The sequence below is a fragment of the Blastomonas sp. UPD001 genome, from assembly GCF_003426715.1.
Classification (GTDB): Bacteria; Pseudomonadota; Alphaproteobacteria; order Sphingomonadales; family Sphingomonadaceae; genus Blastomonas.
On record NZ_QKVT01000001.1, the window covers coordinates 3,043,096 to 3,055,801 of the forward strand.

Consider the following 12,706-nt stretch of genomic DNA (forward strand, 5'->3'; position numbering starts at 1 on the left):
CACCTCGATAAAGGTGCCGCGCTGCTTGTTGTGCGGGTGTTCGGGGGCCTCTTTCAGGCTCAGCACCGGGGCGAAGCAGATATCGGTATGTTCCATGATCGCGCACCATTCGTCGCGCGTCCTGGTCAGGAACAGGGCGGTGAGCTTCTCCTTGAGCGGACCCCATTGGCGCGGGTCCATCTGCAGGTCGAAGGCGGGATCGGTCAGCTCCGCCTTCTCGCGCAGCAGCGCGTAGAATTGCGGTTCGATCGAGCCGATCGAGATGTACTTGCCGTCGGCGCATTCATAGGTGTCATAGAAATGCGCGCCGGTATCGAGCAGGTTGACCCCGCGCTCGTCGCGCCACTGGCCGTTGGCGAGGAAAGTATAGGTCATCGCCGAGAGCACGGCCGCACCATCGGTCATCGCGCAATCGATCACCTGGCCCTTGCCGGTGCTGCGCGCCGAGAGGATGCCGGCGACCATGCCGAACGCCATGAACATGCCGCCGCCGCCGAAATCGCCCACCGCATTGACCGGTGGGGTCGGCTTCTCGGCCGCGCGGCCATAGCTGTGCAGCGCGCCCGAAAGCGCGATATAGTTGAGGTCATGCCCGGCATAAGGTGCATAGGGCCCGGTCTGGCCCCAGCCGGTCATCCGGCCGTAAACGAGCTTCGGATTGTCGGCGAGCAGCACGTCGGGGCCGAGCCCCAGTCGCTCCATCACGCCGGGACGGAAGCCCTCGATCAGGCCATCGGCGGTGCGGACGAGGTCGCGCACCTGCGCTATGCCCTCGGGCGACTTGAGATCGGCCGCGACCACCTCGCGGTTGCGGTTGAGAATGTCGCGATTGCCGGCGTCGCCCACGGTCGAGCGGCTGGATGCGCGTTCCACCCGGATGACCCGGGCACCGTGATCGGCCAGCATCATCGCGGCGAACGGGCCGGGTCCGATTCCCGCCAGTTCGATGATCGTCACCCCTGCCAATGCTCCGGCCATGTCTCTCCACCTCGTTTAACTGATCGATTAAGGCGGGCACGCTAGCGTCGGCTGGATTCAATGCAAGCCCGATTTCGATGATCGGGCCTGGCCATGAGGATCCCTGCCGCACTGCGTTGCAAAAAAATACCACCCCCCATTCCAGCGGCGGGCGACTTTCCCGTAACGGAAAGGTCGTGCTGCGACGCAACAAATAAAAAGGTCAGGATTTGCGCCATTCTTGTCGCACTGCAAAAGTTTAACCGGGGAATTAAAACGAATTGCAATCCGGCAGCCATTGTGACAGCTTTCCCCTGCACCAGACATCACCTGAAGAGTGATGGGGGGCAAAAGCACAACTAACAGGTTGCTTGTGGGAGAAGAGGATGCGCACTTTGTGGAAGCCCGTTCTGGGCTTGCTTTGCACTGTCTCAATGACATCGATGGCCCAGGCGCAGGATGCGCAACAGGATGACCAGGCGCCCGAGCGCGACGTGATCATCGTGACCGCGACGCTCCGCGCGGCGGACGTCCAGGACATCCCGATCGCGGTGACCGCCGTCAGCCCGGCTGACCTTGATCGCCAGAATGTCCAGGATATCCGCACGCTCAGTTCGATCACGCCCAGCTTCAACCTGCAGTCATCGCAGACCGAAACCCAGGGCACCTCTATCCGTATTCGCGGTGTCGGCACCACGGGCAACAATACCGGCCTCGAAAGCTCGGTCGGCGTCTTCATCGACGGCGTCTACCAGTCGCGCCCCGGCATCGCGCTGGGCGACCTTCTCGACCTCGAACGGCTGGAAATCCTGCGCGGTCCGCAGGGCACGCTGTTCGGGCGCAACACTTCGGCAGGTGCGCTCAATATCACCACCCGCCGACCCAACCTGACCAAGGTGGAAGCCTTTGCCAATGCGAGCATCGGCAATCTTGACTATTATGGCATTCAGGCCGGAGTTAGCGTGCCGCTGGTTCAGGACACGCTGGGTGTCCGCGTTTCGGGTGCCTATCGCAAGCGCGACGGCATCATCGACAGCAGTGTCACGGGCGCGGAGAGCGGGAACCGCGACCGCTATCTGCTTCGCGGCCAGTTGCTTTGGGAGCCTTCGCCGGATGTCAGCATCCGCATCGTCGGCGATTATGCCAAGTCTGATGAAAACTGCTGTACCGCTGTCATCATCCGCGAGACCGAGCTTGTCGCGCTCAACGCGTTCCAGCTCTATGGTCTGCCATTCAACGGGGTGCGAGATTTCGGTCGCAATGCCGTCGTCAATCGCCTGAGCAGCGACAATGGCTACAACAATGATTCCGAACAATGGGGCGTTTCGGGTGAACTGAAATGGGATCTGGGTCCGGCGCAACTGACCTATATCGGATCTTATCGCCGGTTCGAGGCGGCATCGGACCAAGACGATTTTGTCGGCCTGAATGTCTACAATGTCGGCAACAGCCCGTTCGAGGCCTTCCCCAATTTCCCATCCTCGGGCGGCACCAACAAGGTGATGACGCACGAACTGCGTTTCCAAGGCAGCGCGTTCAACGACGCGGTCGACTGGCTGGTCGGTGCTTATTATTCGGATGAGAAGATCGACGAAATCCAGGCGATGACCCTCGGCCCGGATTATCAGGCCTATGCCTCGACGGTGCTCGCGCCGCTGCTCGGCAACAATCTCGCGTTTCTGGGGCCGAACCCGTTGTTCGCGTTGACCCGGCTGGCAAAGGTTCGCGGCTTTCCGGCCTATGCCTCGCCGCTCAACACGGGTGTCAATGCCAATGGCAGCTTCGGGGTGAACCGCTTCACCCAAGACGCGGAAAGCTTCTCGGTCTTCACGCACAACGTCATCAACTTCACCGACAATATCAGCCTGACGCTCGGCGCACGCTATGTCGATGAAACCAAGGATGGCGCGTTCGATCAGATCGCGGGCAGTTCCAACGCCTGCGCCACGATTTCGGGCGGTTTCAACAACATCATCGCCAACCTGACTTCTGCTCCCTTCGGGCTTCCCGCGGCAACGGCCCAGGCGCTGGCGTCGGCGGGTCTCGGTCTGACCTGCTTCCCGTTTGCGACCCAGGCCAATTTGCCTGCATCGACGGTGCTGCCGCTGCCTCGGGAATATGCGCTGCGGTTCAAGGATGACGAGCTGACCTATACCGTCCAACTGGCGTATAACAGCAACAACGGCTTCCTGGCCTATGCCGGCTTCAGCCACGGCTTCAAGTCAGGCGGTTTCAACCTCGACCCTGCTGCCTCGGCTGGCGGGGCGGACCCACGGTTCGATTCCGAAAAGGTCGATGCCTATGAAGCGGGCGTGAAGACGACGCTGGCCAATGGCAAGATCACGGCAAACCTGGCGCTGTTCCATATGGACATGTCGGACTTCCAGGTGCTCGAATTCACGGGTGTGCAGTTCCAGACCTTCAACGTTGCAGGGGCCAAGTCGACCGGTGCGGAACTGGAAGTGGTGGGGCGGTTCGATCCGTACATCACGGTCAACTTCGCCGCGACCTATGCCGATGCACGCTATCCCAACAATTGCGGCAGGGGGATTACCGGTGCGGCGCTGGCGACGGTGCTGACCCTGTGCGGCAGCCAGTTGACCAATGCGCCCAAATGGAGCGGTGTCACCGGCATTACCTATGATGGCCCGCTCAATTCGTCGGGCTGGGGCATGCTGGCGAATGTCAATGTCAACTATTCAGGCGCGCGGCGGACCAGCACCACCCCGCGTGAAACATCCGGCCAGCCGCTGCCGTTCGACGTTCAGGAAAACTATTTCAAGATCAACGCACGCCTTGGCTTCACGACGCCAGACGAGCGTTTCACCTTCGAAATCTGGGGTACCAATCTGAGCGACGAGATCACGCGCGGCATTACGGCCAATACGCCGTTGCGGGGTGGCGCGGGCACCCGCTCGCGCATTGCCTTCCTCGACGAGCCGCGCACCTACGGCATCACGTTGCGCGCGAAATATTGAGGTTCACGCATTGATGGGGGACACCGCCCGATAGGACACCATCGGGCGGTGAACATCAGTGACCTGGGGCGGCACCGGCAACGGCGGCCGCCCCTTTTTTTGGGGCCCGATGCCGGACGCCGGGCAAACGATGCTATTTGCTGAAGGCGTCGGCGATCGAACAGGCCGCCGGGCCCAGAATGACGACGAACAGCGTCGGCAGGATGAACAGGATCAGCGGGACGGTCATGATCGCGGGCAGGCGCGCGGCCTTTTCCTCGGCGCGCATCATGCGTTCGTTGCGGAATTCGGCCGAGAGCACGCGCAGCGCGGAGGCCAGCGGGGTACCGTATTTCTCGGTCTGGATCATCGTCGTCACCACCCCGCGCACAGAATCGAGCGCGACGCGATAGGCGAGGTTCTCGAAGGCCTGGCGGCGCTCGGTAAGGAAGGCGAGTTCGATCGCGGTCAGCGCGAATTCATCGCCCAGCTCGGGATAGGCGCGGCCCAGTTCCTTGGCGACGCGGTTGAACGCGGCGTCGACGGTCAGACCTGCCTCGGCGCAGATGACCAGCAGGTCGAGCGCGTCGGGCAGGCCCTTGCGGATCGCATCGGTGCGCTTGGTGATCATGTTCTGCACGAACAGGTCGGGGGCCTTGTAGCTGCCCAGCAGGATCGCGGCGAACAGACCGAATTTCTTGATCGGGGTCCAGTCGGGCACCAGCACGCCCAGGCCATAGATCAGCAGCGCGGCAAGCCCGCCCAGCGCGATCGGCAGCACCAACCGCCCGAAGATGATCGCCACCGCAACGTCCTTGGAACGGATTCCCGCCTGCGCGAGCTTCTGCTGCGCTGACTTGAGCTGCTCGTCCTGCAGCACCCGCAAGGATTGCAGCGTGCTGCGCATCTTGTCGGTGGTGTCGTTCTTGTGGATGATCTTGGCGCGCTTCTTCGCGGTGGACGCGGTAATCCCTGCCTTGAGCTGCTCGCGCCGCTCGTTCAGCGCCTTGACGCGCTTGGCCATGGGATCGCGCACCGTGGTCGCGGCGTAGATCGCGATCAGCACCGCGAGCGTCGCCACCGCGGCGAGCAGCGTCGCCACGAAGATCACGTCGATCCCCATCAGGGTAGGATTGGCTGATTCCTGCACTGTCCCTTATCCCCCGATCAGATTTCGAAGCTGACCATCTTGGCCATGATGAACACGCCGATGCCCATCCACACCAGGCCGCCGATCCCGGCGATCATCAGCCGTTCCTCGACGAAAAAGCCCGCGAGATAGGCGGGGTTCACCCACCAGATCATCATGAACACCAGAAACGGGAGCGACCCGACGATATAGGCGGAGGCCTTGGATTCGGACGACAGGGCCCGGATCTTGAGCTTCATCTGCGCGCGCGAGCGCAGCACCGCGCCCAGGTTCGACAGCGTTTCGGCGAGGTTGCCGCCGGTCTCGCGCTGGATCGCCAGGGTGATGCAGAAGAAGTTGAACTCCGGGGTCTGCAGCCGGTTGGCGCTTTCCTGAAGCGCATCTTCCATCGACCGGCCGATCTTGATCCGCTCGGTCACCAGCTTGAATTCCTCGCCCACCGGGCCGGGAATTTCCTTGGCCACGACCGTGAGCGTCTCGGTCACCGGCAGGCCCGAGCGCAGGCCGCGCACCAGCAGGTCGATCGCATCGGGAAAGCGCGCGGTGAACTGGTTGAGGCGGCGCTTGATGAAATGGCCGACGACCATGTGCGGCAGGCCGAAGCCGAGCGCCGAGCCGATGAACAGGCTCATCACCAGCTGGCCGGTGCGGAAATAGACCGCCATCGCAACCAGCAGGCCCAGACCGACCACGACCTGGCCGAACTGCGCGACGGTCCAGTGCTTGCCCGTCATCGCCAGGCGACGCGCCAGCATCTGCACCTTGGTCAGCGCTTCGCCATCCTGGTTGAAGCGGGGCTTGCGGTTGGCGATGGCCTTGCGCATCTGCGCCTCGACCTTGGCGCTGGCATTCTCGCTATAGCGCTCGCGCACCGCCAGGATGCGACGTTGCAGCTCCTTGCGTTCGGACGGGCCCGAAAACGCGATGGCGAGCAGGCCGAGGACGCTCGCGAGCCCTCCCGCCAACAGCAATGTCTGCACCATATCCATGCGCTCTTCACCCGTGATGTGGGCCCACCGCTGGCCGATACAGCGCGGCGGTTCCGGTTACTTCCTGGCGGCCTTTGCCGCCTTGTTCGGCTTGGCCGGTAGCAGCGACTTGAAATCGCCGAACTTGCCGAGCAGCGATTTCTTGGCGCCGCCGGTGTCCTTCTCCGCCGCCGCATCCTCTTCGGCCAGGCCCAGGCAGCGATCGGTCAGCGATTTCATCACTGCGCCCGCCTTGGTCGATTTGCCCGCCTCGCAGAACGGCTGGCCAAGCTTGGCAGCCTGGGCGGCGGTCTTGGCATCGGCGGGGATCAGGAAATCGATCTTGCGCTCGATCGTGGTCTCGAAATCGGCCCGGCTGATTTCCAGCGCCGCCGGCTGCACCTTGTTGGCCACCACGATCACCCGCGCGGCAGGCGCATTCGACTTGAGCCAGGCGAGCAGCCGGATCGCGTCGCGCGCCGAAGCGAGCGTCAGTTCGGTCACCAGCACCGCGATATTGGTTTCGGAGACCAGATGCGGATAGTCGATCAGCATCTGCCGCGGCAGATCGACCACGGTGTTCTCGAACGCGTGGCGGAACTCTTCCTGCAGCTGGAAGAACGCGGTTCCGTCGGTGATCAGCGGCGAGCTGATCGGCGCTTCGGCCGACAGGATCGAAAGCTTGTCATTGGCCTTGATCATCGCGCGTTCGATGAACAGGCCGTCGATGCGGCTGGGATTGTCGATCGCGTCGGTCAGGCCGCGGCCAGGCTCCAGGTCCATGGTCAGCGCGCCGGTGCCGAAATGCAGGTCGAGGTCGAGCAGGGCGGTCATGCGACCGGCATTCTTGCTGAGTTGCCAGGCCAGCGACGTCGCCACGGTCGACGCGCCGACACCGCCGCGCGTGCCGATGACCATGATGCCGACATGCGCGCGCTCGGTCACCGCTTCGCCCGGCTTGGGGGCATTGAGCATCGCCTGCGCCTGCAGGATGGAATCGCGGATCTGGTCGGGGCCCACGGGCTTGAGCAGATAATCGTGCAGGCCGCTCGCGATCAGATCGCGATACAGGCGCACATCGTTGACTTGACCCATGGCGATCACCACGGTGCCCGGCTCGCACACCTCGGCAAGCGCGTTGATATCGTTGAGCGGATCGCCCGATTCCGACAGGTCGACCAGCAGGATGTTGGGGCTCGCGGTGATCGAGAGCGACTGGACGGCGTTGCGGAGGCCGCCCTTGTTGCACTTTTCCGGCGGCCAGCCCATGTTGATCGCCATGGCGCGCACGATGTCGAGCGTCGCCTCGTCGCAGACAAACGCCGCGAACTGGTCGCGATTGGCTGTCATGCCCGGTTTCCAGGGTGCGTTCACTGCGATCCTCCCTGCTGGGTCGAGCCCTGCTTCAGGCCTTGCGCGCCGGTCGGCGGGGCTTCGCGATACTGCTTGATGGCGGTGTCCGAACGCTGGGTCGATGTGGTGAGCGCGCCCGGCTCGCCGCGCACCAGGTCTTCCTTGTTCGCCACCATCGACGCGACATTGGCATTGACCGCGCAGCCGTAATTGGTGCTGGTCGCGTTGCGATAGTTCATTTCCAGCTTGCCCTTCCAGTCGGGGCAGCCGGGCACCTCGGCGGTGCTGCGGGTCACCACGACACGGACCGCGCCGGGGGCGATCTCTCCCGTCGTGACGGGCGCGATGTCGTTGACCAGCAGGCCATGGCGCGATGCGGCGGCTTCGATCGCCGACTTGACCACGACGTTGCGGCCCGCCGGGTCATCGATCGAGACGCGATCGCCATAGCCCAGGTCCATCGCCTGGAACCATTCGGCCAGGCGCCGCTGTTCCTGCGCGGGGAGCGATCCGCCCGCCGCATTCAGGTCCAGCGTGTAGTTGCTCCGCGAAACGACCGGCTGATGGACGCTTTCCAGGCCGCGGTTGCTGGCCATGTTGCCGCACCCCGACAAGGTCAGGACGGCCGCTGCTGCGATGGCTGCATGATAAGCGCGCATTGCTATTCTCCTCAAAGCGGGTCTGGCCTCAATCGAACGAAAAACCGGGGGCGGCGGCGAGATCCGATGACTTTTCACCCTGTTTCGCCTTGCCCTTTTTCGCCGCGCGCTGTGGCTTGGCCGCAGGCTGGGGCAGGGCGCGCGGCTGATCGGGCAGCGCGCCGAATTCGGGCCCGCCGGTTCCGCCCGAAGGCGCAACGCTGGGCTTGGGACGATCGCCGCCGCTCACGCCATCCGATTCCTGATGGTTGATCAGCCGCTCGAGGTCGTCGGGCGTGCGGAAAGCGTCGGTGGGCAGCTTGATGTCATTGGCGTTGACCGGCTTGACCAGATACGGCGTCACCACGATCACCAGTTCGGTCTCGCCCTTGCGGAAGTTCGACGACTTGAACAGGTTGCCCAGCACCGGCACGTCGCCCAGGCCCGGGGCCTTGTCGACCAGGTTCTGCGAGTTGTTGCTCAGCAGGCCGGCGATCATGAAGCTTTCGCCCGAGCCCAGTTCCACCGTCGTCTCGGCGCGGCGGATGGTCAGCGCCGGCACCTGGAAGCCGTTGAGCGTCACCGATCCGGCGGACGACAGTTCGGACACCTCGGGGCGCACGCGGATCGAGATGCGGCCATTGGCCAGCACTGTCGGGGTATAGGCCAGGCTGACGCCGAAATTCTTGTATTCGATCGTCGTGGTGCCCAGGCCCTGGTTGATCGGGATCGGGAATTCCCCGCCCGCAAGGAAGTCGGCGGTCTCGCCCGAGAGCGCGGTCAGGTTGGGCTGCGACAGCGTGACCACCAGGCCGACCTGTTCGGCTAGGTCGAACGCGCTGGCGATATCGACCCCGAACAGCCGTCCGGCTGCCTGGATGGCGGTCTTGCCGTCGGTCGGAAGATTGAAGCGCGTGGCCGTGCCGCCTGTCACGAACTGGCCGGTAGCAGGATTGAAGGGCAGGCTGATCGATCCCGCCGGCAGGCCGAACTGCGCCGAGGCATCGACGCGCGGCAGCGTGCTGACGTCGATCGTGTTGCCGATCGTCGCGAAGTTGCGCGATGCGCGGCCGACGCCGAACTGGAAGCCTCCGGTCAGGTCGCGGGTCAGCAGATTGGCGCCGATTTCCTTGACCAGCGAGCGGCTGACCTCGGCAATCCGGACCTGCAGGTTCACCTGCATGGGGGTGGCCGTCGCAAGACGGCTGATCACCTTGACGCCGTCGCCGACAAAGGCCTGGACCAGCCGCGCGGCCTCGGCGCTGTCCTCGGGCGCGCCGACGGTGCCGGTGAGCAGGACGACGCCGTTGAGCGTGCTGACGCGCACCTTGGCGTCGGGCATGGCGAGCGTCAGCATCTGGTCGATCGAGTCGATGTTCGATCCGACGCGGACGGTGGCGGCGTAGACCACCTGGCCGGCTGCGTTGCTGGCATAGAGCGTCGTCTCGCCCCCGGCCTTGCCGAAGACATAGAGCTGCCTGGCCGACTTGACCTGGACGTCGGCGACGCTGGTATCGGCCACGAAAAGGTCGGCCATCGTTCCCGGAAGCTGGATCAGCTGACCGCGGCCGATGGACAGGACCAGCGTTTCGGTCGGACGCTGCACGGCGGACTGCGCCAGGGCAGCCCCTCCGATCGCCGGGACGAGTCCGGACAGCGAGGCGGTGGCCGCGACGGCGCTACCCAGCAGGACGCCCTTGATGAATTTGGAAAAACGCATGGTCATTTCCCTCCGACCGGTACTTCGGTCACTGTATTGCCGCGGGCCACGCGCACGACGGGGCCACGCGGCACCGGCGGTGCAGCAGAAGCTGCGGCCTGCATGGGCGCCGCGCTGGGTGCATTGGGTCCGTTATAGCTGCTCTGGCGATTGCCGCCGCCCATCACGGGGACCGACCGACGCTGGAAGCGAGAGACATCGCCCCCGGTCACGAAGGTCACGTCGGTATCGACCGGACGCGTGGCGAGCGCCTTGAGCAGCTTGTCCTCGGTCTTGCGGTCGGCACCGGCGGGCAGGTTGATATCGCCAGCGGCCATCGAGCGTTCGAGCTCGGCCTCGTTGTCGGCGATCGAACGCAGCGACAGGCTGAGCGTGCCGATGGTCTGGGCCACCGCGATCTTCTCGGCCAGCTTGGGCGTGGCTTCGACGGTCACCGTGGTGAAGGCAATTACCTCGCGCTTGCCTTCGGCATTTTCGGCCGAGACGCGCTGGTCGGTCGCCAGCACGCGCAGGTTGCGGATGATGGTTTCGGAGGCGTTGAGGGCCGGGCCGCTGTCGCCGCTGATCGACTGGGTCAGCACCAGATCGACCCGGTCGCCCGGGAAGACAAAGCCGGCAACGCCCGTGCGGGCGGAAACTGGAACGGTGACCGCGCGCATGCCCGGTCCCAGCGCGGCGGCGAGAAAGCCGCGATCGCCCGGCTTGACCAGCGAGCCCTGCGTCACCGGCTGCCCGGCGGTCACCGCATTGCGGACCACGGTGCCCAGCAGCGAATCGATCTTGGAATCGGCTTCGAGAAAATAGGCGTTGCTCACCAGCTCGCTCGGCCAGGGCTGGAAGGCGACGCTATCGGGGGTGATGATCGTGCCGACCGGCAGCGAGCGCTTGGCGACCAGCACGCGCGGACCCGTGGGAACCGCCTGTTGCGGCGCTGCCGTAACCGAAGGCGCGGCCGATCCGGTGAACAGGCTTCTGGCGAGAAAGGCTGTGCAGAGCGCGATCATCAGCGCGCCCACAAGCAGGTTTACTTTGCGTCTATCCATGGCGTTTTCAGCCCCCAAAGTCCTTCAGAATGTTCATCGTTTCAGGCAAAATGGTTAAAAAACCGTTCGCCAACGGGCCAAAGCGCCGCCATGGCGATGGCCACGCCATAGGGAACCTCCGGCCGGCCCGGGCTGCGCCTCACCTTGTGCACGGCCACCACCATCACGGTCAGCACCGCGCCGATCAGCGACATGATGATCGTGATCCGCGCCATCTCGGCCCAGGGAAACCACAAGGCGATGGCGCCGAGCAGCTTCACGTCGCCGCCGCCCATCGCGCCGATCGCGAACATCAGCGCGAAGAACACGAACACGCCCGCGCCCAGCGCGAGCTGCAGCGCCATGTCCGGCCAGAAGGAAAGCCCGCAGGCCCACCAGAAGACCGGCGCGGTCAGCGCTATCCCTGCGTTCAGCCAGTCCTCGATCTCGCGGCGCACGATATCGGTATAGGCCGCGTGCAACAGCGCGATTGCCAATGCGGCCAGCAAACCGTAGACGAGAGGACCGTTTTCCATGGGGTCTGGCGTATAGCGGGCATGACTTACCAAAAAGTAACCATAAACCGTCGCGCCATCCCGGCGGGCGCGGTGGAAAGCCGCTGGAACGCCGCCGATGGCTGGCCGCTGCGCCGCATCGACTGGATGGCAGACGGTGCGCCACGCGGGTCGATCCTGTTCATGCCGGGCCGCGGCGATATCTACGAAAAATATCTGGAAACGCTGGCGCACTGGCAGGCGCAGGGCTGGAACGTCACCTCCGCCGACTGGCGCGGGCAGGGCGGCAGCGGCCGGATGAGCGATCACCAATATGTCGGCCATATCCAGGACTTCAGCCAGTGGATCGACGACATTGCCGGCTTCTGGGCGGACTGGGTGGTCTCGCGCCCCGGCCCGTATGTCGTGGTCGGCCATTCGATGGGCGGGCACCTGATCGCGCGCGCGATCCAGGACGGCCGGATCACCCCCGATGCCGCGGTGCTGAGCGCTCCGATGCTGGGCTTGAAGGGCCTGGGCCTGCCGCTCGCGGTCGGCCATGTCGTGACCAAGCTGATGCGCGGACTGGGCAGGCCCGAGCGCCCGGCCTGGAAGGTCAGCGAGAAGCCCGCCTCGCCGCTGGCGATCCGCCAGACGCTGCTGACGCACGACGATGAGCGCTATCAGGACGAATTGTGGTGGTGGGCCGAGCGGCCCGAGCTGGTGATGGGCCCGGCGAGCTGGCACTGGGTCGAGCGCGCCTATGAATCGATCATCCGCCTCAACGCCCCCGGCCAGTGGGAAAAGGTGCGCGCGCCGATGCTGCTGATCGGTACCAGCGCGGACCAGCTGGTCGACAACAAGGCGACGGTGGCGGCCGCCGGGCGTATTCCGGGCGCGGAGCTGCTGAGCTTCGGGCGCGAGGCGCGGCACGAGGTGCTGCGCGAGGTCGACCCGATCCGCGATCGCATCCTGGCGACCATCGACGATTTCCTCGCGCGCAAGGCACCTGCCGCGCACAGCGAAAAGGCCGGGGCCGCCGCCTGATGGCCGATTACGACGTCGTCATCATCGGCGCCGGGATCGCCGGTGCCAGCCTTGCCGCCGAGGTCGCGCCGCATGCGCGCGTGCTGGTGGCAGAGGCGGAGGAGCGGCCCGGCTATCATTCGACCGGGCGCTCGGCGGCCTTCTGGGCGGAAAGCTATGGCGGGCCGAAGGTCCAGCCGCTCACCACGGCTTCCGGCCCCTGGCTGCATTCGCCGCCGGGTGGCTATGGCAACCGCAGCTTCCTCGCCCCGCGCGGCGCGCTGACGCTCGCACGGGCGGGCGAGGAGGCGCTGCTCGACGCGTTCGAGGCCGAGTTCGCGGGCTCCGGCGTGCGGATGGAGCGCTGGGGGCGCGAGCGGATCGCAGCGCTGCTGCCGGGGCTGGCCGATGACATTGTCGA

Annotated in this window: 11 protein-coding genes; 3 read left to right on the forward strand and 8 right to left on the reverse strand. The window is 65.0% G+C overall.

Annotated elements, in window-relative coordinates; genetic code table 11:
* On the reverse strand, window positions 1-978 hold a 978-nt coding region (locus DM995_RS15440; RefSeq protein ID WP_157973303.1), incomplete at its 3' end, for a CaiB/BaiF CoA transferase family protein.
* 413 nt (window positions 979-1,391) lie between these two features.
* Between DM995_RS15440 and DM995_RS15445 the strand changes: the two genes are divergently transcribed.
* A complete protein-coding gene (locus tag DM995_RS15445) occupies window positions 1,392-3,935 on the forward strand; it encodes a TonB-dependent receptor (RefSeq protein ID WP_198669385.1) in 2,544 nt (847 codons plus the stop codon).
* Window positions 3,936-4,068: 133 nt separating this feature from the next.
* On the opposite strand, the gene DM995_RS15450 is transcribed toward DM995_RS15445, so the two are convergent.
* The 7 genes from DM995_RS15450 to DM995_RS15480 are packed head-to-tail and all read right to left on the reverse strand — an operon-like array spanning window position 4,069 to window position 11,301.
* Entirely contained in the window at window positions 4,069-5,037 is a 969-nt protein-coding gene (locus DM995_RS15450; RefSeq protein WP_023838946.1) for a type II secretion system F family protein, read from the reverse strand.
* A 44-nt stretch (window positions 5,038-5,081) separates the two neighbouring features.
* Window positions 5,082-6,053 carry a type II secretion system F family protein gene (locus DM995_RS15455; RefSeq protein WP_023838947.1) on the reverse strand — a complete coding sequence of 324 codons (972 nt, stop codon included), beginning with the start codon at window positions 6,051-6,053 and terminating at the stop codon, window positions 5,082-5,084.
* Between the two features lie 57 nt (window positions 6,054-6,110).
* Window positions 6,111-7,406 carry a CpaE/TadZ family protein gene (locus tag DM995_RS15460; RefSeq protein WP_023838948.1) on the reverse strand — a complete coding sequence of 432 codons (1,296 nt, stop codon included), beginning with the start codon at window positions 7,404-7,406 and terminating at the stop codon, window positions 6,111-6,113.
* A complete protein-coding gene (locus DM995_RS15465; protein WP_023838949.1) occupies window positions 7,403-8,044 on the reverse strand; it encodes a CpaD family pilus assembly protein in 642 nt (213 codons plus the stop codon). Before DM995_RS15465 ends, DM995_RS15460 begins: the two co-directional genes overlap by 4 nt.
* Window positions 8,045-8,072: 28 nt before the next feature.
* Window positions 8,073-9,749: a type II and III secretion system protein family protein gene (locus DM995_RS15470; protein ID WP_023838950.1), complete on the reverse strand. Its 1,677-nt coding sequence runs from the start codon at window positions 9,747-9,749 to the stop codon at window positions 8,073-8,075.
* Complete coding sequence (gene cpaB, locus DM995_RS15475; RefSeq protein ID WP_116969990.1) at window positions 9,746-10,786, reverse strand: Flp pilus assembly protein CpaB; 1,041 nt, start codon at window positions 10,784-10,786, stop codon at window positions 9,746-9,748. Before cpaB ends, DM995_RS15470 begins: the two co-directional genes overlap by 4 nt.
* A 41-nt stretch (window positions 10,787-10,827) precedes the next feature.
* Complete coding sequence (locus DM995_RS15480; RefSeq protein WP_116969991.1) at window positions 10,828-11,301, reverse strand: A24 family peptidase; 474 nt, start codon at window positions 11,299-11,301, stop codon at window positions 10,828-10,830.
* 21 nt (window positions 11,302-11,322) lie between these two features.
* On the opposite strand from DM995_RS15480, the gene DM995_RS15485 reads away from it, so the two are divergent.
* Together DM995_RS15485 and DM995_RS15490 are read left to right on the forward strand one after the other, a co-directional pair.
* On the forward strand, window positions 11,323-12,306 hold the full coding sequence (locus DM995_RS15485; protein ID WP_116969992.1) for an alpha/beta fold hydrolase: 984 nt from the start codon (window positions 11,323-11,325) through the stop codon (window positions 12,304-12,306).
* Window positions 12,306-12,706 (forward strand): FAD-dependent oxidoreductase (locus tag DM995_RS15490; RefSeq protein WP_157973304.1); only part of this gene is annotated, 401 nt, incomplete at its 3' end. The genes DM995_RS15485 and DM995_RS15490, both read left to right, overlap by 1 nt.

Coding starts and splice junctions, on each gene's coding strand:
- DM995_RS15465 (WP_023838949.1), bottom strand. CDS start 8,044: ATGCGCGCTTATCATGCAGCCATCGCAGCAGCGGCCGTCCTGACCTTG.
- cpaB (WP_116969990.1), bottom strand. CDS start 10,786: ATGGATAGACGCAAAGTAAACCTGCTTGTGGGCGCGCTGATGATCGCG.
- DM995_RS15485 (WP_116969992.1), top strand. CDS start 11,323: ATGACTTACCAAAAAGTAACCATAAACCGTCGCGCCATCCCGGCGGGC.
- DM995_RS15450 (WP_023838946.1), bottom strand. CDS start 5,037: ATGGGGATCGACGTGATCTTCGTGGCGACGCTGCTCGCCGCGGTGGCG.
- DM995_RS15455 (WP_023838947.1), bottom strand. CDS start 6,053: ATGGATATGGTGCAGACATTGCTGTTGGCGGGAGGGCTCGCGAGCGTC.
- DM995_RS15480 (WP_116969991.1), bottom strand. CDS start 11,301: ATGGAAAACGGTCCTCTCGTCTACGGTTTGCTGGCCGCATTGGCAATC.
- DM995_RS15445 (WP_198669385.1), top strand. CDS start 1,392: ATGACATCGATGGCCCAGGCGCAGGATGCGCAACAGGATGACCAGGCG.
- DM995_RS15470 (WP_023838950.1), bottom strand. CDS start 9,749: ATGACCATGCGTTTTTCCAAATTCATCAAGGGCGTCCTGCTGGGTAGC.